A 25858-nucleotide genomic window follows, 5' to 3' on the forward strand; every position below is an offset into this window, starting at 1 on the left:
GCCGCTCACGCGGCCGCGGAGGGCAGGATCTCTTTTTGAACCGCAGGCGCTGGCTCCTGCTCGGCTTGCACGGCCTGGGCGGGCGTGCCGACCCATGAGGTGCCTGCCGGGATGGCCTCGCCCTTCATGACGAGGGTCAACAGGCCGATCTCGGCGAAATCTCCGACATTGGCCTCGTAGAGGACCGTGCTGCCCGAGCCGACGGAGACGCCGTTGCCGATCATGATACGGCCAACTTTCATGATGCGGTCTTCATAAAGATGCGTCTGCGGGCAGGATCCCATGTTGAGCACGGCATGGTCACCGATATGAGTGCAATCGAATTCGCAAATGTCGGTGCTGTTGAGCCATGCGCCGCGGCCGATCTTCGCGCCGAAGGGGCGCAGCAGCCAGGGCAGGAAGGGCGTGCCGCGCAGGTAGTCGAGCAGCATCTTGCTGGCGAGCCCGCCGTAAAAGACCGCGACGGCCTCTGTGCGCATCGCCCACCAGGACCACATCGGCCGGTTCATGGGCTTGTAGGTGCCGATGAGCGTCCATTTGAAGGCGACCGCAACCAGATACAGGATACCCGAAGTTGCCAGGCCGGAAGCCATCAGCGTCCAGAACAGCCTGCCCCAGGCGCCATCGTCGATCGCGCTTGCCATCAGATCGGACATCGCGAGTGCCATGACGATCAGGATGGCGGTCGGCAGAGACGTGTGCATGGCCTCGAACGCGATGCGCACGAGCCGCATGCGCAAAGGCGGCGCATAGGTGCTCGTGGCGGCAGCCTGCAGCCGCTCGCGCGTCGGGAACTGGAAGGCGGGGCTGCCGCACCAGGTTTCGCCCGTCTTGACATGCAGCGAGTCGGGCAGGCGGGTCTTGATACCGACGAGTGAATCGCTCTCGATCACGGCACCCTGCGAGATGACGGAGGAATTGCCGAAGAAGCAGCGGTCGCCGGTCTTCAGGCGCTTGAGCACCATCCAGCCGTTCTGGATTTCCTCGTCGCCGAAGATGGTTTCGTCGCCGATGAAGTTGTCGCGGCCCATTTCGATGAGGTCGTAGCGACCGGCGAAGTTGGCGGAGATCTCCGTGCCCTTGCCGATCTTGGCGCCCATCAGGCGGTACCAGTTGCGCATGAAGACCGTGGCATAGAGCGAATTCAAGGTTTCCAGCATGGCCTCGGTGGTCAAGCCGACGATCCATTTGCGGAAATAGAGGTTGCCGAAGATGGAGTAGCGGCCCGGCACGACGCGGGGCAGCAGCACCCATCGGAACGCGACGACGACAGCCATCGACACGATGATCAGCAGCAGGGCGGCCGGCCAGGAGAGCGCGGCGATCATTCCCCAGGACAGAGGCTCGTCAGTGCCGGGAGAGAACATCTGCTGCACGGCGGAGAACAGATAGAAGGCCGGGAAGATCGGCAGGAGGCCGACGACGAGGCTGACATTATAGGCGACGAAGTAAGCGGCGAACTGAAATACGCGCCCGGCGATTCCCAACTCCGGATGCGCCGGCATCTCCTCATGTTCCGCATGGCCGGTCTGGCGAGCAGGCGAACCGTCCCAGCGCGTATGGGCTTCGACATGCGTGCCCGCGGCAATCGCCGTCAGATCGCCGATGACGGCGCCATCGCCGATCTTGACATTGTGGCCGATGACGCAGCCATTGCCGATCTGCACGCCGTCGCCGATATCGATCGTGCCGACATGGATTTCATTGCCGATGACTTCGACATTGGCGAGCTTGATCTTGACGCCGAGGCTGGATCTTGCGCCGACGCGCACGAGATCGATTGCGCCTTCTTCGAACTCATCGATCATCGCATCCTGGCCGACCTTGGCACCCAATGCCCGCATGTAGAGGCGGATGAGCGGCGAGCCCTTGAGGAATTTCGGAGCCGTGAGCTGAACGATGCGCTGCATCAGCCAGATGCGGAAATAATAGCTGCCCCACAGCGGATAGACGCCGGGGCGCGTGCGGCCGATGACGAGCCATTTAAGCGCAACGACGACAAGCTTTTCGCCGAGATTGAGGGCGAGGTAGACGCCGCCGAGGATGAGAATCTCATTCCAGAGGGACGCGCCGTCGTCGATCAGCAGGATCGAAGCGAGCAGTAGGCCGATCCATTGCAGCGTCGCGAGCGCGACGATGAAGGGCAGCACCGCGGCCTGCGCCAGGCCGCAGAAGAAGCGCCGACGCCAGGGAACCGGCTCGAAATTCTTGGGTTCCTGCCCGGGGGCGCGCTCGGTCCGTTGCTCGAGGATCGCCGCGATGCCCCGCAGGGTGCGGCCGGCATAGACGTCGCGCAATGCGATCCCCGCCAGCAGCGGGATCTTGCGGACCTCGGAAACGAAGCGGGCCGCCAGCATGGAATGGCCGCCGAGCTCGGTGAAGAAATCCGCCTCGAAATTGATGGAGCGCAGGCGAAGCGCCTCGGTCGCCGCCTTCAGCAGCTGCGCCTCGGTCCATGTGCGCGGCGGCTCCTGCGCTTGTGTCGCCTGATCGCTCACCAGCGGGATGGCGGCAAGCGTCTTGCGGTCTATCTTGCCGGAGGGCAGCCGTGGCAGCGACACGTGGCTGTGCCAGGCCGCGGGCACCATGTAGGGCGGCAGCTTGGCCGCCAGTACGGCGCGCGCCTTCTCCCGATCGAAGCTGTTGCCAGCCGTTACGACATGGGCGACCAGCATTTCCTCGCCATCCGGCGGCCGGTGCACGACGACGGAGGCCGCCTTCACGTCCGGAAGCTCGCCGACGACGGTCTCGATCTCGCCGAGCTCGATACGATAACCGCGAATCTTGACCTGGTCGTCGATGCGTCCGAGGAAATGGAGCTGACCATCTTCATCCATCAAAACGGCGTCGCCGCTGCGGTAAAGCACCGGATCGTCGTGGGCCACGAAGGGATTGGCTATGAATTTGGCGGCGGTCAGCTGCGGCAGGTTTCTGTATCCGGCGGCGACACCCGGCCCGCCGATCAGCAGCTCGCCGGCATCGCCACGCGGAACAAGCTGCAGGTTTTCGTCGACGACATAGGCGGTCGTATTGGCGATCGGACAGCCGATCGTGATCGGCCGCGACGGGTCGAGTTCGGCAAAGGTCGCCACGACGGTCGTCTCGGTGGGGCCGTAGGTGTTGATCAGGCGTCGGCCTGGTTTGGAGAATCGGCTGACGATCGCAGGCGGGCAGGCTTCGCCGCCGACGATGATGACGCGCAGGCTTTCGACGTCGCGCTCCAGCATGGTGAGCAGGGTCGGCACGGTATCGATGACCGTGATCTTTTCCGCTTCCAGGATGTCGGCCAGCCTGTCGAGCTCGGCCATGACTTCCGATGTCGCGACCTTCAGGGTCGCGCCGACCATATAGGGGATGAATATTTCTTCCAGAGAAAGATCGAAGGCGACCGAAGCCTGCTGAAGGACGACGTCAGATTCGACAAGCCCAAGCACATCGTTACCTGCCCGCAGATAATGGCAGATGTTCCGGTGCGTGATGACGATCCCCTTCGGCTTGCCGGTGGAGCCGGAGGTATAGATCGCATAGGCGGGATCGTCGTGAGTGGAAACGCGCGGAACGATGTCCGCATTGTCTTCGGAAAGCAGGCTCTTGAGGAGAAGCGTCTGGCCATCGAAGGAGGGCGCAAGCGCGGCCTTCTCTTCGTGCGTCAGCAGCCATTTTGCGCCGCAGTCGGTAAGGCTGACAGCGAGACGATCCGCAGGGGCGGCGGCATCGAAGGGGATGTAGGCAGCACCCGCCTTGAGGATTGCCAGAAGCGCGACGTGGAGCTCGAGGGAGCGCTGGAACCACAGGCCGACAAAATCGCCGGGACCGATGCCGCGGCGGCTCAGCGCGCGCGCGGCTTCATCGGAGAGCCGGTCGAGTTCGGCATAGGTCATCGCCTCGTCGGTTCCAATGAGGGTCAGTGCCGTCTTGTCCGGGCTGGCCGCGACCGTTGCCTTGAAGATGTCTACGAGCGTCTCGTTGCGGACGAACTCGGGTCGGATGCCGCCTGAGGAAACCGAGAGGCTGGCATTTGAAGTAATCGACGAAATCTGGATAGTCATGGTAACTTCTGCGGAACGAAACTCAGCACGATCAGCGTGCCATTTGTCAGCGCTTATACACCCTCCAATTTGCAGCTCTCTTACGGGGGTTGTCAGGGAACTGTAATGTTGAGAAAGTTATGGTTTACCGGTGCAGGATGCGACCTGCGAGCATGTGAAGAAGGATTGATATCGTTGCGCATATTCGAGCGAAGAGCCGGCAGGCCCCGCCGACTGTCCGTTCTCCTGGTGGCAGCTTCGTTGAGTTCCATAGGCATGGAGGCATCGGCCCGTCCGCATAGCAGCGTGCTGGTGGAGGATGCCGGTACGCTGCGGCCACTGCGCGACATCTATGCCGTCGTTGCACGCGAAATGCCGGGACGGGTGCTGCGAATCAAGCGGGTTCGCCGCGCCGGCCATCAGGCCTATGCCGTGCGCGTGCTGAAACCCGACGGCAAGCGCGGCGATATCGTGCTCGACGGTGCAACGCTCGCCGTGATCGAGAGACGCTGACGATGCGCATTCTCATAGCCGAGGACGAGCCCAGCATCGTGGCGGATATGCGCCGCTGCCTGGAAGACCAGCACTATGTCGTCTCGACCGTGAGCAACGGCGAAGAGGCATGGTATCGCGGTGATATCGAGCATTTCGATCTTGTGATTCTCGATCTTGGGCTGCCGAAGCTCGACGGCCTGACGGTATTGCGACGCTGGCGTGCCGAGCGCCGCGGCATGCCTGTCATCATATTGACGGCCCGTGACGGCTGGCGCGACAAGGTCGACGGCATGGATGCAGGGGCCGACGACTATTTGACCAAGCCCTTCCGAATGGAGGAGCTTCTCGCCCGCGTGCGCGCACTGATGCGCCGCGCCGCCGGACAATCCTCTCCCATTCTTTCCAATGGCGTGCTGGAACTCGACACGCGCCAGCGCACGGTTTCGTTTCGCGGGCAGCCGGTGCAGGTCACGGCTCTTGAATATCGGCTTCTGGCCTATTTGATGCACAATGCGGGTACCGTCCTGTCGCGGTCGCAGATCGCCGACAGTATCTATGACGAGGAAACGGAACTGCTGTCGAACGCGCTCGAAGTCGTCGTCGCGCGCCTGCGGCGCAAATTCGATGGGACGGTCATCGAGACCCGTCGGGGTCAGGGTTATATCATCCCGCGCGAGGCGCCGCCGTCATGACACCGTTCTCGCTGCGGGGGCGGTTGCTGCTGGGTTCCGTGGTGGCGATCATCGTTGCAACCTTTCTGGCCGGGGTCGGCATCAACGCCATTTCCGGACTGGCGGTGAGGGCGCTGGCACTTTCCGAGATAGACGAGGAACTGCGCGTTCTGCTGGCGGCGGTCGATATCAATGCCTCCAATCAGCTCTTCCTCGACGATACGCCGACGGATCCCCGTTTCGGCATTCCGAATGGCGGTTTCTACTGGCAGGTCGGGCGCAACGGCACCGTCGAACTGCGCTCGCAATCGCTCTGGGAGCAGAACCTTCCCTGGCTGCGTGCCCGTCCCCGCGATGCCGGCCGGGCAACGGATATGAAAGGGCCGAACGGCAGCCATCTTCTCGCCGTCGAACGATCGATCTCGATCCCCTCGGCCACCGGTGACCAGATCGTCGACATCGTCATGGCGCTCGACAACAGCGAGCTTGCGCCGGCGCGCTGGCGCTTCTTCTATGCCATGGCACCCTCCCTTGGCGTGCTGTCGGTCGCCCTGATCGGGGCGGTCGTGGTATTTCTGCGCTATGGATTGCGGCCGCTGAACGATCTCCGCATGGCGTTGATGGCGGTCCAGGAGCGATCCGCACGAAAGATCACCGGCCAGTTTCCGCGCGAGGTCCAGCCCCTGGTGGACGATCTCAACGGTCTGCTGGCGTCCCGCGAGACGCAGCTGACCCAGGCGCGCGCTCGCGCCGGCGATCTCGCGCATGGCCTCAAGACTCCGCTGGCGGCTCTCGAGGCTACGGCGCGGATGCTTTCGGAAGAGGGCATGTCGGAGCGCGCCGCGGCAATCCAGGCGGAGGTCAGCCGTATGGAAGCGCAGATCAAGCGGACGCTGGCGCAGACCCGCGCGAGCCTGGCGGCAGCCCATACGGTGGGCGTCATGGATGCCAGCGCAGACCTGCAGAAGATCATCTCCGTCATGCGGCGCCTGTCGGCGGACCGGGAGATCGAGTTCGAGCTCACGGCACCCGTCGAGATGTGGCTGGCGGTGGACGAAGCGGATTTCGCCGATATTACCGGCAACCTGATCGACAATGCCAGGAAATGGGCGGCGGGAAGGGTCGAGGTTCGTCTGTCGCTGCAGCCCGAACTCGAAGGCGTGAGGTTGCTCATCGAGGATGACGGTCCCGGCCTGCCCGAGGATGCGGAGATCGCCTTCATCCGCCGCGGCCGGCGACTGGATGAAAGCATCGCCGGAACCGGCTTCGGTCTTGCGATCGCCAAGGATCTGGTCGAGGCCTATGACGGCAAGCTGACGCTCGCCCGCTCCGATCTCGGTGGATTGTCTGTGACCGTCACTTTGCCGGCGCGACTGGTCAAGGACAGGCAAATGGCACCGGAAGTCTGAAGTCGTTCCAGGAACGCTTTTGCTGCCCGATATCGTCAGGCGGACAATAACAGCTTCGCGCTCTCCTCGTCCGTGACGAGCGACGTCGCCAGTCCGGCCCGGATCGCCGCGCGCAGGATCGCCTGCTTGTGCAGGCCGCCGGAAGCGATGATGCGACAGGGTATGCCGCGATAATCGGCGAGAGCAGGGGCGATCACCTTTCCGTTCAGCGGATGGTCGACAGGATTGCCGTTCGAGTCGAGATAGTGGCCGAGCAAATCTCCGACTGCGCCGGCCATGGCAAGGCTTTCGACATCCGTGCCGGCCGGCAGCCCATAGCGCACCTGGAGCGATTGCCGGGTCATGTCGCCGACGCTCAGGAAGGAAATATCCACTTCGCAGGTCTTGCGGAAAATTCCTTCGAAGACAGATTGGGAGATGATCGCTTCTCGCGATTGCGGACTTTCCGCATAGATCGGAGCGAGAAAATAGTGGCATTCCGCCTTCAGCACCTGGGCGAAGCCTCGGACGATTTCAAACGTGTTGATTTCAGAGCCGCGCGCCAGCCCGCCCATCATCGAGCGCACCTCGATCTGCGGTTCGCTCGCGGGTGTCATATGGCTCACCGTTTCGCGCAGCGTCGCGCCCCAGCCAACGCCGATCGAGCGCGGCCGGCGTGCCTGGATCAGCCGACCCAGATAGGCCGCGGCGCCGCGGCCGATTGCCTGATGGAGCAGGCGCGAATCGGCCGGCGTCGGAACCACGACAGCGCCTTCGAGGCCGAAGCGCTCGCATAAGCGCGATTCGAGCTCGATGCTGGCGGTGAGCGGGGAGGCGAAGCTCACCCTGACGATCCCTTCCTCCACGGCGGCTGCGAGCAACTCGTTCACCCGCCGGCGCGTAAGGGTCATCCGCTCCGCGATCTGTGCCTGGGTCAGGCCTTCCACGTGGTAGAGCCATGCCGCCCGGATCTTCATCTCGTGCAATTCCATATTTCGCCTGCCCACATGCCCAAAAGTTACAAACATCACATAGGTGTAACATATGTAACGTAATGCCATCGGCATGACGATAGAGTTTCTGATTTCCGATTGCGACACGGCATCAATCGACAGCGGGCCGATATCCGGCAGAACGCTGGCTCGGGCGCTTCGAGAGGCCGGCGTCTCCATGAACGAAGAGGTCCGCCGTCGCTTCCTACGCGTTTTCAGCGGAGCGCCCGGCGCCTTTGCATCCAGGAATGCGGCCGCCAGATGATCTCGGCGCGCGGATATTTCGCGCGACGAAACCGCTCCTCACCGCATCTGCGGTGGGCGCGTTAACCGAAACTTCATGAAGCCGTCAACCTGGCGACATGCAAGCGATCTTAATAGGCAAGGCCGCGCGGCTCCGGGGGGCTCGTGGGTCATCACAAGAGGAGTTTCCGATGCTTTCGATCAATCGACGCGGCGCGCTCGGCCTGCTCGGCGCAACCGCCGGCACGCTCATGCTGCCACGCTTCGCTTTCAGCCAGGCCAAGCGTCCGTCCATCACCATCGCGGTCCAGAAGATCACCAATAACAACACGCTCGACATATGGAACGAGCAGTCCAATGTCGGCGAGCGCGTCTTCTTCCCGAACCTTTGGGAAGGCCTGATCCTGCGCGATTGGATGGGCAACCAGGGGCCGGTTCCGGGCCTTGCCACCGAGTGGAAGCGCCTCGACGACAGGACGCTCGAACTCAAGCTGCGCCAGGGCGTCAAGTTCCACAATGGGGATGAACTCACCGCCGAAGATGTCGCCTTCTCCTTCTCGCGCGAGCGCTTGTTCGGCAATACCGAGCCCGCAGGCGGCAAAACGATCTTCGAAGACGATCACAAGCCCGCAACCGTCAAGGAATTGCCGGCCACCATTCCCGGCATCGGCCGCCGTCTGTGGCCGGCGCTCGCCGGCGTCGAGATCGTCGATAAATACACGGTTCGTTTCCACAATGCGACGCCCGACGTGACGATGGAAGGCCGTCTGTATTCCTTCGGCAGTCAGATTGCCAACCGCCGCAGCTGGGATGAGGCCGCCGCCTATGCCGATTGGGCTCGCAAGCCCATTACCACCGGTCCCTACATGGTCGGCGAATTCAAGCCCGACGTTTCGCTGACGCTGATCGCCTTCGACCAATACTGGGGCGGCCGCCCGCCGCTCGAGCAGATCCGTTTCGTCGAGGTTCCCGAAGTCGCCTCGCGCGTCAATGGCCTGCTTTCGGGCGAATACGACTTCGCCTGCGACCTGCCGCCGGACCAGATTGCCACGGTCCAGGCTGCTCCGGGCTATGAAGTTCAAAACTCCATGATCTGGAACCATCGCATTTCGGTCTTCAACGTGCAGAATCCGGTCCTTGCCAACCCGCTGGTGCGTCGCGCCATGACGCATGCCATCGATCGTCAGGCGATCGTCGACGCGCTTTGGGGCGGAAAGACCGTCGTCCCGGCCGGTCTGCAGTTCGATTCTTTCCGTTCCAGCGACATGTTCGTCGAAGGCTGGAAGGTTCCGGAATATGATCCGAAGCTTGCCCAGGATCTTCTGAAGCAGGCGAACTACAAGGGCGATGCGATCCCGTTCCGCCTGCTGAACAACTACTACACCAACCAGACGGCCAACGGCCAGATCATGGTGGAGATGTGGAAGCAGGTCGGCATCAACGTCGAGATCCAAATGAAGGAAAACTGGGCCCAAATCCACGATCCGGCCGGTGTCAAGGGCGTTCGCGACTGGTCGGCCGGCAACAGCATCAACGACCCGATCACGCCCCTGGTCGTGCAGTTCGGCCCGAACGGCGAAGTCCAGCAGAAGAAGGACTGGAGCAACGAGGAGGTGAACAAGCTCTCCGTCGTCATGGAAACCTCCACCGACCGTGCGCTGCGCAAGAAGGCCGTCGCCCGCATGCTCGAGATCTGCGAACGCGAAGACCCGGCCTACCAGGTCCTGCATCAGAATGCCGTCTTCACCGGCATGAAGTCATCGCTGAAGTGGAAGGCGGCTCCGGCTTTCGCCATGGACTTCCGCTCCACCAACTGGTCGATCTGACCAGCTCATCGCTTCGGCCCGCGGCGGTGCAAGCCCGCCGCGGGCCGTCTTTTGCTTCGAACGAAATGCGGGGATGAAACATGGGCACGACCGGCTCCAGCCTTGTGGAACTGCGCGATCTGACGGTCGCCTTCGACGGGGTGCAGGTTCTCCACGGCATCGATCTCGATGTCGGCAGGGGTGAGGCGCTCGGCCTTGTCGGCGAATCCGGCTGCGGCAAGTCGGTGACCTGGCTGGCGGCACTTGGCCTGTTGCCCGCCAAGGCGGGTGTTGCCGGCTCCGTCAAGCTCGAAGGCCGCGAGCTGATCGGCGGGCAGCGTGCCGTGCTCGAAAGCGTGCGTGGCAAGCGCATTGCCATGATCTTCCAAGATCCGTCGAGCTCCCTCAATCCGGTGCTGCGCATCGGCCGGCAGATTGCCGAGGCGCTCGCTGCCCACCGCGGCCTGTGCGGCGAGGCCGCAAGAGCGGAGGCGATACGGCTGATGGATATGGTCGGCATTCCCGACGCGCGTCGCCGCTTCGATTCCTATCCGCATGAGTTTTCCGGCGGCCAGTGCCAGCGCCTGATGATCGCCATGGCGCTTGCCGGCCAACCCGATCTTCTGATTGCCGACGAGCCGACGACGGCGCTCGACGCTACAATCCAGGCGCAGATCCTCGATCTGCTGATCGAGCTTCGCGCCGAGACCGGCATGGCGACCGTCTTCATCAGCCATGATCTGGGTGCCGTCAGCCAGGTGTGCGAGCGCATCTGCGTCATGTATGCGGGGCGCATTGTAGAGGAGGGCAGTGTCGAGCAGCTTTTCTCCGAACCACGGCATCCCTATACGCGCGGCCTGTTCGACGCCATTCCCCGCATCGATGGTGGCCGCGAGCGGCTGATCCCCATTCGCGGCACCGTGCCGAATCCGAAACATCTGCCGAAGGGCTGTTCCTTCTCGCCGCGCTGTATGCGTGCCGTCGAGGACTGCCGCAACGAGCGGCCGCAGCTTGTCACGCTCGAAGACGAACGCAAGCTTGCCTGTCTGCGGCCCGTGCCGGCAGCAGGGGCTTCCGAGATCCGGTCCGATATTCCGGAGGGCCTGTTGCAATGACCCCGCTCATCGAAGCTCACAACCTTGTACGCATCTATGGCATGCGCAGCGGCCTCTTCGGCCGTCCAAGCTCGGTGCGCGCCGTCGACGGCGTGTCGCTGGCGGTCGCGCCCGGCGAGACGCTCGGCATCGTCGGCGAATCCGGCTCCGGCAAGTCGACGCTCGGGCGCATGCTCCTCGGGATCGATGACGCTCAGGAAGGCGCAATTCATTTCGAAGGCCGGCCGATGCCCGAACGCGGCAGCGCGGAGTGGCGCAGACTGCGTGCGAAAATGCAGCTTGTCTTCCAGGATCCGCTTGCAGCCCTCGACCGCCGCCTGACGATCGCCGCCCAGATCGCCGAGCCGCTCGAGATCCATAAGCTCATTCCGAAGGAACATCATGCCATGCGCGTGGCGGAGCTGATGGCCGCCGTGGGGCTGCGTGGCGACCAGGCGGAGCGCTATCCCCATGAGCTTTCCGGCGGTCAGCGGCAGCGCGCGGTGATTGCCCGGGCGCTCGCCTCGCGACCGAGGCTTCTGGTGTGCGACGAGCCGGTTTCGGCGCTCGACGTATCGATCCAGGCACAGGTCATCAACATGATGCGGGACCTGCAGGAGCAGAGCGGCATCGCCATGGTCTTCATCAGTCACGATCTGAAGGTGGTGCGCAACGTCGCAGACCGCGTCGCCGTCATGTATCTCGGCCGCATCATGGAGGAGGCCTCTTCCGACGTCATCTTCCGTTCGCCGCAGCACCCTTACACCAGGGCGCTGGTTTCGAGCATTCCCGTGCCCGGCAAGCTGATGCGCGATCGCGTCATCCTGCAAGGCGAGCCGCCAAACCCCGCAAGCCGCCCATCCGGCTGCGCCTTCCATCCCCGCTGCCCGCTGGCGCGCGACATATGCCGCTCCACCGCACCGGAACTGCGCGAGATTGGCGATGGTCGCACTGCCGCCTGTCACGTCGTGACGGGTGAAACCACGCCGGTCGCGGCATAGGGGCCATCATGATTCGCTTTGTTCTCGTCCGCCTCTTCCGTGCCGCACTGACGATCCTGGCCGTCATCACCTTCGCTTTCGTCGTGCTGCGCATGTCGGGCGATCCGGCCCTGGTGATGCTCGGGCCTGATGTGCCGCAGGAAGCGGTCGATGCCTTCCGCAAGTCCTGGGGTCTCGACCAGCCAGTATGGGTTCAATATATCGCCTATATCAAATCGATCTTCACCGGCGATTTCGGCGTCTCGATGCGCGACAAGGCTTCGGCGCTGCATCTGGTGCTGGAACGCGTGCCCGCAACCCTGCAGCTGACGATCCCAGCCCTTGTTCTCAAGCTCGTCCTCGGCATCCCGGCGGGTGTCTATGCCGCCTTGCATCGCCAGAGCTTCACGGACCGCGGCGTCATCCTTGCCGCCGTGCTCGGCTTTACCATTCCCTCTTTCGTCATGGGGCTGGTGCTCGTGCTGATCTTCTCCGTCATTCTCGGCTGGCTGCCCTCGGGCGGACAGGACACCTGGATGCACGGTATCCTGCCGACGCTGACCATGAGCATCGGCGGGATCGGCATCCTCGCGCGTTTCTCGCGCAGCGCCATGATCGAGGTCATGGGGCAGCCCTATATCCGCACGGCTTCCGCCAAGGGGCTGACATGGCGCGATGTGGTCTGGAAGCATGCCCTGCCGAATGCGGCGGTGCCGATCGTCACCATCGTCGGCTTCATGGTCGGCTCGCTGCTTGCCGGCGCGGTCGTGGTGGAATCGATCTTTTCCTGGCCGGGCATCGGACGCCTGCTGGTGGTTTCGGTCAGCAACCGCGACCTTGCCGTCGTTCAATGCATCCTGCTCATCATCGCCGCCGCCATGGTCGTGTCGAATCTCGTCGTCGACCTGCTCTATGGCTGGCTCGACCCGCGCCTTCGCTCGCATGCGGCGCGACACTGAGGAGAATATGATGGCTACTGCCGATCTTATCGAAACGCCGGTCTCCCGAAAGCAGGGCGGCCTCGTTTCCTTCCTGCGTCGCAACGTGCCGTTTTCGGTCGCTCTTTGCCTGCTATGGCTTGCGGCCATGGTCGCGACCGCAATTTTTGCCGATCATATCCGCCCCTTCAACATCACCGCCATGGATCTGACCAGCCGGCTGTCTGCGCCGGGCGGGGCCAGGCATCTGCTCGGCACCGACGAACTCGGCCGCGATGTGCTTTCGCGCCTCATTCAGTCGATCCGGGTCTCGCTTGTGATCGCCTTCGGCGCGACGCTGCTGTCTGCGATCTTCGGCACGCTGCTCGGCTTCCTGGCGGCGCAGTTCCGTGGTTTCGTGGAGCATCTGGTCCTGATGCTCGCGGATTTCCAGGCGGCGCTGCCTTTCCTCATCATGTCGCTGGCGGTGCTCGCCTTCTTCGGTTCCTCGATGCTGCTGCTCGTATGTCTCATGGGTTTTTACGGTTGGGAGCGCTATGCGCGCATCGCGCGAGGGCTTGCCATCGCCGCTGGCGCTCAGGGTTATGCCGCCGCGGTGGTGCAGCTCGGCGCGACGCCGGCACGGGTTTACCTGCGCCATATCCTTCCCAATGTCGCCTCGACGCTGATCGTTTCCATGACGCTGACTTTCCCTGAAATCATCCTGATGGAAAGCGGTCTGTCCTTTCTCGGCCTCGGCGTACAGCCGCCGGAAACCAGCCTTGGCAACATGGTCGGCTTCGGCCGGGAGTATCTGACGCGCGCGCCCTGGATCATGCTGGCGCCCGCCATCGTCATCATGCTGACAACGCTCTCCATTTCGCTCGTCGGCGATTGGCTGCGCGACAAGCTCGATCCCACGATCCGATAGGAAACATGCTCCATGACCCTGATTACCGGCCATCGCGGCGCCCGCAACCTCTGGCCCGAAAATTCGCTCACCGGCTTTCGCAATGCTGCCCAGCTAGGTGTGGACGCCGTTGAATTCGATGTCCATCTGACGCTGGCCGGCGAGCTCGTCGTCATTCACGATCCGACCCTTGAACGCACTACCGAGAGCGCCGGTCCCGTACCGGATCTGTCGATCGAGGGCCGCAAGGCGACCCGGCTGAAAGGCACGGATGAGGCCATTCCAACCCTTGACGAAGTGCTGCAGGTGCTTGCACCGAACGACGCCATCGACCTGCATGTCGAAATCAAGGTCGGCGGGAATGGAACCCCTTACCCGGATATTGCGGCGCGGGTCGCAAGCGAGCTAGCCCGCTTCGGCATCGAGGAGCGCTCCTACCTGATCTCCTTCGACCTTTCGGTCCTGGAGGATTGCCGCCATCATGCTCCGAAAATCTCGCGTCTCGTTTCCGTCAACGCTGCCTGGGCTGAAAGGCAGGGCGGGCTGGCCGCCTTCATCGACCGGGTGGATGAGCTGGTGAAGATCATCGCCATTCACCACGAGCTTATGGAAGCCGAATGGGATCTGATCCGCAATCGGCTGCCTTTGGAACGGCTCTGCGTCTGGACGGTCAACGACGAGGCAAACCTCCGCCATTGGCTGGGGCGGGGGATCGGCAGCCTGACTTCGGATAGCCCCGATCTCGCATTGAAGCTGCGCTCGACGATCATGGCATGATCTTCCACGCCGGCTGGCGTGGACGGTCCGGCAGCTTTCGCTGACGGCGATAACCCGGATGACGTGCATATCCGTACCGGATCGATCCCGCACGCTGATCGGGAGTAGGGGCACTCTAGCCTGCGATCGCCTTGACATATCTCTCAGCCGAGCGTTCCACCACGCGGTTGCCGTCGCTCTCGACGGTGCGGCCGGGGAATGCGCCATAGATCGCCTCGAACCGGTATGGCTGCACGGCCTGCGAAATTGCCGTGACCGCCTTGGCGGCGAGGGGGATGAGGTTCGGATAGCTGCGCATGAAGCTGACGAATTTGCGATCCATGGTGACCTGCATGGTGTCGCCGACGAAAAGGGCGCCTCGGCCACCCTCGAGCCAGGGACAATGGAGCACGGAACTGCCATCGAAATGACCGCCGCAGCGGATCATGGTCGCCTGGCCGATCCGCAGCGTTTCACCGGTCCAGAGGCGCAGGGCGGGGCCGGATCTTTGCACCCATTTGGCATCATCGGCGTGGATATGGACCGGTGCGTTATCGAAGGCCGCACTCCACTCGATCATCGACGAATAGAAATGGGGATGGGAGATCGCAATCGCGCTCAAGCCGCCCATGGCGACAATCCGGGTTTTGCTGGGCTCATCGACGAGACTGAGGCAATCCCAGAGGATATTGCCGGCCGGACCTTCGATCAGAAATGCGCGCTGGCCTATGCCGAAAGAAGGCGAGATCTGCAGGCTGTGTACGCCTTCCGCTTCTTTATTCCAGGTCACGCTATGGGTTCGGTCAAGTGCTCCCATGTCTGTCCATTCCTGCCCTGATTGGGGCACGAATTGACGATCGTCCTCGCATATCGGGCAGGTTGGAGGTGGTGCGCCGCTTTCGCGGAACTGCGTGCCGCATGTGATGCAGATAAAACACGTCATCTTGAAGCCCTCGGCTGCTTGTCTTCCCATCGTCCAGGCTTGCGGGCAGGGGACCCTGCGCGCCAAAAGGTCTATGCTGATTTTTATGCTATATTGGCCAGACGTCGGACGGATCAAATCGAAAAAGCGGCAATGTCATCGGATAATAGCGTTGCGGACCGAAAATCGTCGTTTTCAGACGGACCTTTCCAGACGAAATGAATATTTATTCTAGATGATGACGGGATTTACGTCATTTCATCATCATGATTTTAAACAGTAAAATTGTTCTTCCGTTCATTTTTATGACAATCTGGTCTTGCAAAAGGCATAAAGGCAAAGAAACATAGTCGGCTAACAAAAGTTTGGTTAATCGAGATACTGATGTTCGGCATTCGTCCGGGCATTGCTGACATACGGAGAACCGCTATGGCGCTTATTTTCGGCCTTGTTGCATTGGCCGGCCACATCGCCCTGTTGCTCTGGGGCACGCGCATGGTCCAGACAGGCATTCAACGCGCCTTCGGCCCGGATCTTCGCTCTTTTCTCGGCCGCGCCTTGAGCAATCGCATGAAGGCGTTTTTCGCCGGGATCGGCGTCACCGCAATCCTGCAGAGCAGCACGGCAACCGGCCTCATGGCGTCGGGCTTTGCAGCCGGCGGGCTGGTGGATCTCGTGCCGGCGCTTGCCGTCATGCTGGGCGCCAATGTGGGAACCACGCTGATCGTGCAGGTGCTGTCCTTCGATGTCGCGGCTGCTTCGCCAGCGCTCATCCTTATCGGCGTCCTGATGTTTCGGCGGGTCGCGAATTCGCGCATTCACGATCTCGGGCGCGTCATGATCGGGCTCGGCTTCATGCTTCTGGCGCTGCATCAGTTGCTCGATCTGATGACGCAATATGAAGGGTCTAAGGCGCTTGCCTATGTGCTGGATGCGATTGCCGCAACACCGGTGCTCAGCATGCTTCTGGCGGCGATCCTCACATGGGCCGCCCATTCCAGCGTTGCCGTGGTGCTGCTCATCATGTCCCTGGCAAGCAAGGGTCTTGTCGATGTCGATCAGGCCTTTGCTCTCGTTCTCGGCGCCAATCTGGGAACCGCGATCAACCCGCTGATCGAAGGGCAGTCGGGCGCCGATCTATCCGTCAAGCGGCTGCCGATCGGCAACATGCTGACACGCATTGTCGGGGTGATCGCGGTGATCGGCCTCTTGGAGCCCGCCACGCGCCTGTCGGCGATGGTAGACAGCGACAGCGGCCGTGCGGTCGCCAATTTTCACAGTGCCTTCAATGTCGTTCTGGCGGTGGTCTTCATGCCGCTGCTGCGGCCCTATGCCGATCTTTTGACGAAACTGCTGCCGCAGAAGATCGACGAAGCCGATCCGACACGCCCCAGATATCTCGATCCGGCCGCCAAGGAGACGCCTGTCGTTGCCCTCGGAGCTGCGGCGCGAGAGGCGCTGAGGCTGGTCGACGTCTTGTCTGAAATGCTCGCCGGCGCGAAATTGGCGCTGTCGGACACCGACCGGCGGGCATTGGCACGGCTGCGGTCGCTGGACAACATCCTCGACAGCCTCAACACGGCGGTTAAGACCTATCTGACTTCGATCGATCCCGACGAGCTCGGCGAAGCCGACAGGCGGCGTTTGAACGAAATCCTGCTGTTTTCGATGAACATGGAGCATGCCGGCGATGTTCTCGACCAGAACCTGCTGCCGCATCTGGCCAAACGTCTGCGCCGGGGCTTGAGCTTCTCGAAGGAGGGCCAGATCGAGCTGGCAAGGCTGTTCGACCGATTGCAATCGAACCTGCGGACAACGGCAGCCCTGTTCATGACACAGAACGAGAGCGCCGCCCGCATGCTGGCGGAGGAAAAGGTCATCTTCCGCAAGGCGGAGCGCGAGGGAACGGAAGCCCATTTCCAGCGCCTGCGGCAAGGGGGCATCGAGACCGCCGAGACCAGTTCGCTTCACCTCGATCTGCTGCGCGACCTCAAGCAGATCAACTCCCATCTTGTCGCCGCTGCCGCCTATCCCGTTCTGGAAGAGCGCGGTGAACTCTTGCAGAGCCGGACGCCGAGCCCGATGCCGCAGGCGGCCGTGACCGCCAATGAGTAAAAAGACCTATCTCGGCCGTCTGGCCGGCGAAGCGGATAAACTCTTCGCCGGCCGGTCCATCGAACAATATGGCGCGATCTGCTACCGGCGGTCGCAGGGACGGGAGAATGTCGAAATCCTGCTGATCACATCGCGCGAAAGCGGCCGGTGGGTCATTCCCAGGGGTTGGCCGATGGACAAGAAGCTTCCGCATCAGGTCGCCGAACGCGAGGCGTGGGAAGAGGCGGGTGTCAGAGGAAAGGCGAGGAAGAAGCGCTTCGGCTACTATACCTATCTCAAAGTCCTCGGCACCGGCGAGACCGTGCCCTCTATCGTTCAAGTCCACCTTCTCGAAGTCGCCGAATTGGCCGATCGCTTTCCAGAGCGTGGCCAACGCCAACTGCAATGGTTTTCGCCCAATGAAGCGGCCGCTCAGGTCCGCGAGCCGGAGCTGAAGAGCCTGCTGCGCAGGGTGGAGGCGGCCCTCGCGCCGGACAAGTGAGCGAAGCGACGATCGTCCAATCCAATCTGCGAGTAGGTGCGCCTCATTGCGTGTTCCTTGCGAGTGATAACCCATTGGCGTCATTCGCATGTCGCACTTGGAAATAGAATGTACCTTTCCGCATGCAAAAATCAGATAATCTATCTTATGGAACTTACATGGCTACCCCTGACAACACTCTCTGTAGAGCCGGAGCAAACCTGCCGATAATTATGGCTGTCGGCGACAGCTGATCTCCAATGTGTTTCACGGCAGGCTTTAGATTACGGCAAGTTGACCTTGGGTGAAGGAATTCCGCGTCAGATGTTGTCATGGGGAATCCCTCCTTCGGTTCATCGCAACCTCCCCGGCTGGCGATTAAAGCAAAGCATGCGAGAGACGAGGCTCAATTTCAACGAATGTTACGCCACTTCTTAACTCGATTGATCGAGCCATCCGGGTTGCGCTTGATCGAGTATCCGTTTTGTCCGGAGAAATGATTTTGCCGCAAGTCCCGAATGACCATTGCTGCGTCGCCGTGAGGTGCTACAACATCGATGAACCAAAGGTTGTTTCCTGACGCCCATTTTGATTCATGAGGCGTAAGGCCATCGCTCATCAGCTTTAGGTGCGTTTCTTGGTCGACGAGCGCCCATGTCACAAAGGCTTTGGGATTATCCGGTCCGTGAAAGTAAATCTTGCACTGGCCCGCCTTGAGTGCGGGGACGAAGTTTCTTTCCATGTCAGCGATCGACCAGCGTCGATGAAGCGGAGATTGAAGTGCCAAAAACGTCATACACCCGAGCGCATCCATCGCACCCAATTTTCTGACCGCTGAAGTCGTATCCATTGGTGTCATCGCTCCTTCAACCCATTTTGTAGCGCCTTCGTAATAGGTTCGAAAAAGTAGGAAATAAGCCTGCGTGTTGACGTGACGACATCGACGGTCACCGTCATCCCTGGTGAAAAGCCAATGTCCTTGCCGTCCACCAACAATCCAGACTTATCGAGCCGGAGGCGCACGGCATATACCCACTTGGATGCGCCGTTTTCCCGTGCATCCGCCCCGATGCTGGTCACGTGGCCAGGAACGACGCCGAAGCGCTCAGATGGAAAGGCGTCGAACTTTGCGTATGCCTTCTGTCCGCTCTGCAAAAAACCCACGTCTCTGTTATCGAAGAAGGCCTCCACTTCCATGCCACCGTCAGTCGGCACAACACCCATCAAGGTCGCTCCTGCCTCCACGTAGCCGCCCACCGTGTGAACCGTCATATTTTCGACCCGTCCGGCGACCGGTGAACGAAGTGTAAGATTGTTCAGCCTTTCCTGCGCAGCGCGTAATGCAGCATTGGAACTGTCTCGGGCGATCTCCGATTCCCTGAGACGGCGACGCTGCGTGGCGAGATTGTCGGAGATCGCAGATGCCCGCTGACGTCTCGTCGTTTCCGTCGATGCCACCAGGGCAGAAAGTTCGCTTTCGGCCACCCGCGCATCGCTATCGATTGATCTCAACTCTCGAAGCCTATCGAGGTGTTCGTTGCGGCTCATGACCCCCTGCTGCAGTAGAGTATCCGCCGAGGTAAGCTTCTGAGAAACGATGTCACGATCAGTCTTGGCCTTTTCTATGCGGGCATTCTGCGCCTCCTGCTGCAACTCCAATTGTTTCAGTTGAGCATCGGTCTGCAAAATTTGATCGCGCAAGGCAACGAGTGTTGCACGGACAAGCGCCTCGCCTTCTGGCTCCTTCTCGGAGCTAGCAGGCCAGTCCTGACGGAATTTCTGGACGCCAGCCTCGACGAAGCCGGGATTTGCAGGATCTTGTGAGGCAAGTGGCGTAACAATGGCATCAGCCACATCCGCATCGAGCGATTGTTGCTCGATATTGGCCTGGATCCGTTGAATATCACTTTGGGCTGCGGTGGGATCGAGTTTGACCAGGACCTCGCCTTCAGCCACCGTCTGCCCCTCGTTGACATTCAACTCGATGATTTTGCCGTCGGCGAGCGGTTGCACCACCTGAACACGCGAGATCGGAACTAATTTTCCAGAGCCCCGTGCCACAACTTCGGTCTTGGCAACGATGCTGCCGCCAAGGATGACAGCGAACAGCACCAGAAGAAGCCAGGCCGTTATTCGGACTGTCGGCGACGCTCGTGCCATGGATGGCGACACCCCAGTCATGGTCGCACCTGGAGTTTTTCGAGATCGACGACATGCGCCTCAGTACCAAACAGTTCTGGCCGGTGACTGACGATGGCAACGGTGCGAGACTTGGCGAGGTCATTCAGCGTTTGCGTGATAATGGACGCGGACCGCTCATCCAGGGCACTGGTAGGTTCGTCGACAATCAAGACGTTGGGGTTACGCAACAGAAGGCGAGCTAGCGCCAATCGCTGTCGCTGACCACCTGATAGTGAAGATCCGTGCTCGCCAACCTCTGTCTCCATTCCATCCGGAAATTGCTCGATCATTTCTGCGCAAGCGCTATCCCGCAATGCCGTTTGCATCTCATCATCGGTGGCGTCTTCCTTGGCGAGGAGGAGATTTTCCCTAATCGTTCCGGCGAACAGTGCAGCTTCCTGCGGCAGGTAGGCTATGCTGGTCCTGATACTCTCCGGGGTGAAGCTATCCATCACCTGATCGTCGATGAAGACGGTACCCGAGTCCGGTGGATACAATCCGCTCAGAACCTTCGCTAGGGTAGATTTTCCGAAGCCTGAGCGTCCCACAATGATGGTCGGCTTTCCAGGGGAAATCGTCAGGTCCAGATTGTCGAGAACAAGACACTCCGAAGTGTATCCGAACGAGACCGCCTCCAGGCGCAGAGTTGCCGGTCCTTTCAAAACAAGGTTTTGCTTACCCGCTTTGACCTCCGAGGGGGCGTTTAGGACATCCCCGAGACGAAGGCGAGCGATCTTGATGCCCTGCCAGTGCTCCCACAGCGACGCCAGTCCAAGGATGGGTGCCGACACATGTCCGGCCAGCAAATGAAACGCTACAAGTTGTCCAAGGGTGATGGAGTTATCCAGAACGAGCATCGCGCCAAAAAAGACGATCAAGATATCAAAAGCATTGCTGAACGCATCGCTGATGATTCCGTTCACAATGTGCAACCTGGTGATCTTGAACCCCAGATCGAGGGAAGCGGACATCGTTCCATCGAGACGCCTGGCATAGCGCTCTTCGGCGGCCTGGGCCTTCACAGTCTCAGCATTCCTGAAGGTCTCGATCATACGGGATTGATGAGCTGAGTTTGCGAGGAACGACTGCTTCAAGCGACGACGCAGGAAGGGACCGACTATCGCGATTGCGGCCATCTGCATGGGCAGGATGACGACGATGATCAGGGTAAGAGATGGGCTGATCGAAAAAAGAGCGCCGAGATACACAAATGAGAACACGATATCGATGATCACACCGGAGATGGTTCCAGTCAGAAACCGTCGAATAGTTTCGATTTCACCCATGCGTGCGAACAACTCGCCCACTTGCCATTTTTGCAGGGTGCGGAGCGGCAAATGGAGAACGTGCTCGTAAATACGCCTGCTGAACTCGCGTGTCAGTTGATTGACCAGATCACCGCCGAGATACGTCGACACCGACTTGAATGCACTCTGAAACAAAGCGACGACAACGAGCAGTGCAACAACAATATAAAGACTATCTTCCCGCTGAAATGGGAGAATTCTGTCGATAAGCGCCTGAAAAACAAAAGGTTGAACAAGCCCGAGAAGGCGCAGGACAATAGAAATGATTGAAAGTTCAACTATGTGGCCAGTGTATTTCCCGGTTGTTTTCGTGAACCAGGAAAATGATGCTGGAGTTTCATCCAATGGTTGTTTTCCTATTGGGCGCGACTTTTAGGGTTGATTATAGCCACATCTGGCACAGATAATACTATCTGTGATGCATCACATAATGAAATTTCAACCCAAAGCGCAAGATAGGAGAAGTTTTATGGGTGGTTCATCTGATAGTAGTTCAAACAGCGGATGGGGCGGCCGGATAGGTGCTGCTGTCGGCGGCGTGGTCGGGGGAACGGCTGGATCTGCGGCTGGCCCCATGGGCGGGCGGATCGGCGCTGCAGGCGGCGGGCTCGCTGGCTATGCGATCGGCAACTCCGTAGAGAATAATATTAACAGCGGAGCCTCACCCGACTATGGTGGCTATACCGCGATGGGTGACTACGGTGGAGGCCCCGCATCCGACGGTGGTAGAGGCATTAGCAGCTCCGGAAAGCCATAGATAGTTCTCGGAACCGGCGGCAAAGGACATAGATTCTGGTTCTCGTCGGGGTCTATGTCCGATACTGGGGAGGTAACGGTTGAAATATCTTAACATTCTCATACCCCTTGCCATCATAAATCCCCTGTTGATTTTTCTGTTCCCCTTCGGCCTACGGGGAATCGGAGATCATTTCATTTACTTCGCCTTTCTCTCTCCAATTATCTCATTCTTGATATGGGACTTCCTCATTAGTCCATTGTTTAGGCAGCGATGACCCCAACCATTCATTGAAATTCAGGTGGCTAGGCGGCTTTTAGTTCATGGCACAGTTCTGGAAGCGGTTTCTCGTAGGGGTGACAACTATCTGTCGTATGATTTTTCTCGTCTGCGCGGGTGACATCGGAATTATCATAAGCGCAGTATTCGTGGCTTTTCTGATTACCAATATTGCCGGCGTCGTCCTGTCCGCATCGGACGTTACCGGGATGGCACGAACAGAAATAGCCATTGTCGTACCGATCTTGACAATTGACATAGTGCTTTTGGGGTCGATCCTACTGCGTATTCGAGAGGTTGCTCAACCGGATCGCGAACATCGCTCGCGGCTCTATGCGTTTGTGACGGGCCTTGTTTTGCTGCTCTTAAAGTCCGCTTGGCAGGGTCTGGACCAGGCAAGCTACAGCTTTTCGGCTACAAGCGTTCTTTTCATACTTACGACCTGCATCATCGCACCGATCTGCGAGGAGCTATTTTTTCGTGGTTATCTATGGCTGAAGCTCCGGAATCATCACTACAACGATAAATTGATCGTTTTCTGCACGACAGTTTTATACATAATACCGCACGTTCCTAATAGTTTGTCGGCATTCTTAGACTATGCACTAATTGGATTTTTTCTTGGGATTATACGATATTTTAGCGGTGGAATACTTCTTTCGTGCGCTTTTCATATGGCTATGAACTTTATCGTGATCTCCGGAATATGAGCGACCATCTCCATGGCGCAACTGCGGTCATGACACCGAACAGATTGAATTTATACTCATCCTCCTCATATCGGAGGCCGTCGGATAGTGCGGCGTAACGATCCGTTATGGCCGCTCCAACGCCTCTCTTGGTCATTTCGTCGGCGATCTCATCAATCAGCGCGGCGATCTCGAGCTGCTCACCAGTGGACGACGGCGGTTGATCGCTCATTCGATCGAGGTGATCGACACTTCGGGCAAGCCAATCAGATGAAATCCGACGCTAAGCCATCCCTTCGGAGTCGTTGCCGATGGGGCGGTGCGCGAAAGCGAGACGGCAACTGACGACTTCCGATTGCGCAAAGCGGCCGATTTGGTCTCGATATTTCACAATTTTATCCGATCGATGCAGGCGGCGGGCTGCCCTGCCCTTCCCTCTTGGTCAGTGCAGCCGCTGGCTCGAGCGCCGATTTCCGATTGCACAAACGCTACACCACACGACGGGCAGCAATTCGCGGGCACTTTGGCGCCGGACTGCCTTCGGTAGCGCCTATTGACAACTTGTTCCTCATAGGACTTGATGTAGGAGTCCATTAAAGCAGATACATGTCCACTATACAGGACATCGGGAACGACGCTCTACAAAAAAGGGGAACTACAATGACGATTTCACTTCGAACCGGCCTGATCTCATTGGCCGTGACCGCAATTCTATGCAGCCCGGCACTGGCTGCTGGCAGCAAGCTTGACGAGGTGCTCGCCCGTGGCCACCTCGTCATGGGAACCGGCAGCACCAACGCGCCCTGGCATTTCAAGAGTGCGGACGATAAACTCCAGGGCTTTGACGTCGACATGGGTCACATCATCGCCAAGGCCCTCTTCGGGGATCCGGACAAGATCGAATACGTCAACCAGTCGTCGGACGCGCGCATTCCGAACATCACGACAGACAAGGTCGATATCACCTGCCAGTTCATGACCGTGACAGGCGAGCGTGCTCAGCAGATCGCGTTCACGATTCCCTATTATCGCGAGGGCGTCGGCCTCATGCTCAAGGCAGACGGCAAATATGCCGACTATGCCGCACTCAAGGCGGCGGGCTCTTCGGTGACGATTTCGGTGCTTCAGAATGTTTATGCGGAAGCCATGGTCCATGCAGCTCTTCCGGAAGCAACCGTCGACCAGTACGATTCCGTCGACCTGATCTACCAGGCGCTTGAGTCCGGCCGGGCCGATGCCGCTGCTACCGATCAGTCTTCCCTTGCCTGGTACATGACCCAGAACCCCGGCAAGTATAAGGATGCCGGTTATGGATGGAACCCGCAGACCTATGCCTGCGGCGTCAAGCGCGGCGATCAGGATTGGCTGAACTTCGTCAATACCGCCCTCCACGAGGCGATGACCGGCGTCGAGTTCGACACTTATGCGAAGTCCTACAAAACCTGGTTCGGCAAAGACCTGACACCTCCGCAGATCGGCTTTCCGGTCGAATTCAAGTAATTGGTAAAAAGGAACGGGAGCATCTCCCGTTCCTTCTTCTGGAGGCGGCCTGTCGTGGGTTACACGCTGAATTTCGGCGCCGTTTGGCGCAACTTCGATTTTCTTTTGAGCGGATTGATGCTGAGCCTTGGGCTTGCCGCGATCTCGCTGTTGATTGGTGCCGTGCTTGGTCTTCTGGTGGCCTTTGCGCTCATCTCGAAGCAGCGAATTGCCGCAGTGCCGGCCCGCTGCTACGTCACGCTTATCCGCAATCTGCCGATCCTGGTGCTTGTGCTGTTTGCCTTTTTCGCATTGCCGCAAATCGGTTTCAGGCTCGATAAGATAAAAAGCTTCGTCCTCGTCCTGTCCCTGTACTCGGGCGCCTATCTCGCGGAAGTATTCCGGGCCGGTCTGCTGTCCATTCCCAAGGGGTTGACGGAAGCTGGGCTTGCGATCGGGCTCACCGGAATGCAGATCCGTACATCGATCGTCGCGCCGCTGATGCTGCGCAACGTTCTGCCTTCCTTGTCGTCGACGGTCATATCGCTGTTCAAGGATACCTCGCTCGCCGCAACCATTGCTGTCCCGGAACTGACTTTTGCCGCGCGCAAGATCAATGTCGAAAGTTTCCGCGTGATCGAGACATGGATGGTTACCTCGGCGCTTTATGTCGCAACATGTTTCGTAATCGCTTCAGTCATGCGCTTCGTTGAACGCCGGCTGGCATTGCCGAGGTAAGCCGATGTCACAGACCTTTTTGGACCAACTCTGGATCGCCCGCTATGTCATCATGAATGGCCTAGTAATGACCGTATCCATATCGTTGCTGGCAATTCTGAGTGGCTCATGCCTTGGCGTCCTTGTCGGACTTGGCCTGGTTTATGGCAATGCCGTCCTCCGTTTCATCATACGTGCCTATACCGATATAATCCGTGGAACGCCTGTCCTCGTCCTGGTGCTTGCAAGCTATTATGTGTCGAGCGCCGTCGGGCTTGACCTCGGACCCTTTGCCGCCGGTGTCCTCGCATTGGCCGTCTTCTGCTCATCCCATGTCGGAGAAATCGTGCGCGGCGCGCTGCAGGCGATCCCGAAAGGGCAAACCGAGGCAGCCAAGGCGATCGGGCTGACCTTTTCGCAAACATTCACCTCGGTGCTCTGGCCGCAGGCACTGCGCCAATGTCTCCCCGCCTGGGTCAACACCGCCGCAGAGATGGTCAAAGCGTCGACCCTGCTGTCCGTCATCGGGGTGGCCGAGCTGCTTCTCCGCTCACAGGAGATCATCTCCCGTAACTTCATGAGCCTGCAATTCTATTTTCTCGCAGGCGCTCTGTATTTCGTCGTCAACTTCGGGATCGAACGCTTCGGTCAGTTCATCGAGCGCAAGACCGCTCTTCCATCGTGAGGAAGCCAA

General features: G+C 59.9%; 21 protein-coding genes. 15 read left to right on the plus strand and 6 right to left on the minus strand.

All coding sequences use genetic code 11. The annotated features are described in order from the left end of the window. Positions 1-5: 5 nt before the first annotated feature. Positions 6-4049, minus strand: a complete 4044-nt coding sequence (locus DQ393_RS32460) for a Pls/PosA family non-ribosomal peptide synthetase (RefSeq protein WP_112345771.1) — start codon at positions 4047-4049, stop codon at positions 6-8. Between the two features lie 240 nt (positions 4050-4289). Here DQ393_RS32460 and DQ393_RS32465 point away from each other — a divergent pair, with 240 nt between their 5' ends. The 3 genes from DQ393_RS32465 to DQ393_RS32475 are packed head-to-tail and all read left to right on the plus strand — an operon-like array spanning position 4290 to position 6603. Next, positions 4290-4541 (plus strand): PepSY domain-containing protein, encoded by a 252-nt coding sequence (locus DQ393_RS32465; RefSeq protein ID WP_245430540.1) that lies wholly within the window; start codon positions 4290-4292, stop codon positions 4539-4541. A 2-nt stretch (positions 4542-4543) separates the two neighbouring features. Continuing rightward, a complete protein-coding gene (locus DQ393_RS32470; RefSeq protein ID WP_112345773.1) occupies positions 4544-5215 on the plus strand; it encodes a response regulator transcription factor in 672 nt (223 codons plus the stop codon). Continuing rightward, positions 5212-6603 carry a sensor histidine kinase gene (locus DQ393_RS32475; RefSeq protein ID WP_112345774.1) on the plus strand — a complete coding sequence of 464 codons (1392 nt, stop codon included), beginning with the start codon at positions 5212-5214 and terminating at the stop codon, positions 6601-6603. Before DQ393_RS32470 ends, DQ393_RS32475 begins: the two co-directional genes overlap by 4 nt. Before the next feature lie 35 nt (positions 6604-6638). Here DQ393_RS32475 and DQ393_RS32480 read toward each other — a convergent pair whose 3' ends face one another. Further along, a complete protein-coding gene (locus DQ393_RS32480; RefSeq protein WP_112345923.1) occupies positions 6639-7574 on the minus strand; it encodes a sugar-binding transcriptional regulator in 936 nt (311 codons plus the stop codon). A gap of 434 nt (positions 7575-8008) precedes the next feature. On the opposite strand from DQ393_RS32480, the gene DQ393_RS32485 reads away from it, so the two are divergent. The 6 genes from DQ393_RS32485 to DQ393_RS32510 all read left to right on the plus strand — a co-directional run bounded on the left by DQ393_RS32485 (position 8009) and on the right by DQ393_RS32510 (position 14300). Further along, positions 8009-9643 (plus strand): ABC transporter substrate-binding protein, encoded by a 1635-nt coding sequence (locus tag DQ393_RS32485; RefSeq protein WP_112345775.1) that lies wholly within the window; start codon positions 8009-8011, stop codon positions 9641-9643. Between the two features lie 80 nt (positions 9644-9723). Then, the gene (locus tag DQ393_RS32490; RefSeq protein ID WP_112345776.1) at positions 9724-10737 is read left to right on the plus strand and encodes an ABC transporter ATP-binding protein; all 1014 of its coding nucleotides are present in this window, start codon (positions 9724-9726) and stop codon (positions 10735-10737) included. Further along, a complete protein-coding gene (locus tag DQ393_RS32495; RefSeq protein ID WP_112345777.1) occupies positions 10734-11717 on the plus strand; it encodes an ABC transporter ATP-binding protein in 984 nt (327 codons plus the stop codon). The genes DQ393_RS32490 and DQ393_RS32495 overlap by 4 nt, the downstream gene beginning before the upstream one ends. Positions 11718-11725: 8 nt before the next feature. Then, positions 11726-12655 carry an ABC transporter permease gene (locus DQ393_RS32500; RefSeq protein ID WP_112345778.1) on the plus strand — a complete coding sequence of 310 codons (930 nt, stop codon included), beginning with the start codon at positions 11726-11728 and terminating at the stop codon, positions 12653-12655. Positions 12656-12665: 10 nt separating this feature from the next. Next, positions 12666-13544 carry an ABC transporter permease gene (locus tag DQ393_RS32505; RefSeq protein WP_112345779.1) on the plus strand — a complete coding sequence of 293 codons (879 nt, stop codon included), beginning with the start codon at positions 12666-12668 and terminating at the stop codon, positions 13542-13544. A gap of 12 nt (positions 13545-13556) precedes the next feature. Next, positions 13557-14300 (plus strand): glycerophosphodiester phosphodiesterase family protein, encoded by a 744-nt coding sequence (locus tag DQ393_RS32510; protein WP_112345780.1) that lies wholly within the window; start codon positions 13557-13559, stop codon positions 14298-14300. A gap of 115 nt (positions 14301-14415) precedes the next feature. Here the strand turns inward: DQ393_RS32510 and DQ393_RS32515 are convergent, their stop codons facing one another. After that, the gene (locus tag DQ393_RS32515; protein ID WP_112345924.1) at positions 14416-15222 is read right to left on the minus strand and encodes an MBL fold metallo-hydrolase; all 807 of its coding nucleotides are present in this window, start codon (positions 15220-15222) and stop codon (positions 14416-14418) included. A gap of 408 nt (positions 15223-15630) precedes the next feature. Between DQ393_RS32515 and DQ393_RS32520 the strand changes: the two genes are divergently transcribed. Together DQ393_RS32520 and DQ393_RS32525 are read left to right on the plus strand one after the other, a co-directional pair. Beyond that, complete coding sequence (locus tag DQ393_RS32520; protein ID WP_112345781.1) at positions 15631-17316, plus strand: Na/Pi cotransporter family protein; 1686 nt, start codon at positions 15631-15633, stop codon at positions 17314-17316. Next, a complete protein-coding gene (locus DQ393_RS32525) occupies positions 17309-17797 on the plus strand; it encodes an NUDIX hydrolase (protein ID WP_112345782.1) in 489 nt (162 codons plus the stop codon). The genes DQ393_RS32520 and DQ393_RS32525 overlap by 8 nt, the downstream gene beginning before the upstream one ends. A gap of 391 nt (positions 17798-18188) precedes the next feature. Here the strand turns inward: DQ393_RS32525 and DQ393_RS32530 are convergent, their stop codons facing one another. Genes DQ393_RS32530 through DQ393_RS32540 form a run of 3 tightly spaced genes read right to left on the minus strand, consistent with a single transcriptional unit; the run spans position 18189 to position 21609 of the window. Further along, entirely contained in the window at positions 18189-18626 is a 438-nt protein-coding gene (locus tag DQ393_RS32530; RefSeq protein WP_112345925.1) for a toxin-activating lysine-acyltransferase, read from the minus strand. A gap of 5 nt (positions 18627-18631) precedes the next feature. Continuing rightward, on the minus strand, positions 18632-19957 hold the full coding sequence (locus tag DQ393_RS32535) for an HlyD family type I secretion periplasmic adaptor subunit (RefSeq protein ID WP_112345783.1): 1326 nt from the start codon (positions 19955-19957) through the stop codon (positions 18632-18634). Beyond that, positions 19954-21609 carry a peptidase domain-containing ABC transporter gene (locus DQ393_RS32540; protein WP_112345784.1) on the minus strand — a complete coding sequence of 552 codons (1656 nt, stop codon included), beginning with the start codon at positions 21607-21609 and terminating at the stop codon, positions 19954-19956. Before DQ393_RS32540 ends, DQ393_RS32535 begins: the two co-directional genes overlap by 4 nt. A gap of 714 nt (positions 21610-22323) precedes the next feature. Here DQ393_RS32540 and DQ393_RS32545 point away from each other — a divergent pair. From DQ393_RS32545 to DQ393_RS32565, 4 genes are all read left to right on the plus strand, one after another. Next, positions 22324-22989, plus strand: a complete 666-nt coding sequence (locus DQ393_RS32545) for a CPBP family intramembrane glutamic endopeptidase (protein ID WP_112345785.1) — start codon at positions 22324-22326, stop codon at positions 22987-22989. 639 nt (positions 22990-23628) lie between these two features. Further along, entirely contained in the window at positions 23629-24468 is an 840-nt protein-coding gene (locus DQ393_RS32555) for a transporter substrate-binding domain-containing protein (protein WP_112345787.1), read from the plus strand. Positions 24469-24522: 54 nt separating this feature from the next. Further along, the gene (locus tag DQ393_RS32560; RefSeq protein ID WP_112345788.1) at positions 24523-25185 is read left to right on the plus strand and encodes an amino acid ABC transporter permease; all 663 of its coding nucleotides are present in this window, start codon (positions 24523-24525) and stop codon (positions 25183-25185) included. A 4-nt stretch (positions 25186-25189) separates the two neighbouring features. After that, positions 25190-25849: an amino acid ABC transporter permease gene (locus tag DQ393_RS32565; protein WP_112345789.1), complete on the plus strand. Its 660-nt coding sequence runs from the start codon at positions 25190-25192 to the stop codon at positions 25847-25849. The last annotated feature ends 9 nt before the right edge of the window (positions 25850-25858 follow it).

Source organism: Martinezella tropici (genome assembly GCF_003287875.1).
GTDB classification, from domain to species: domain Bacteria; phylum Pseudomonadota; class Alphaproteobacteria; order Rhizobiales; family Rhizobiaceae; genus Rhizobium; species Rhizobium tropici_C.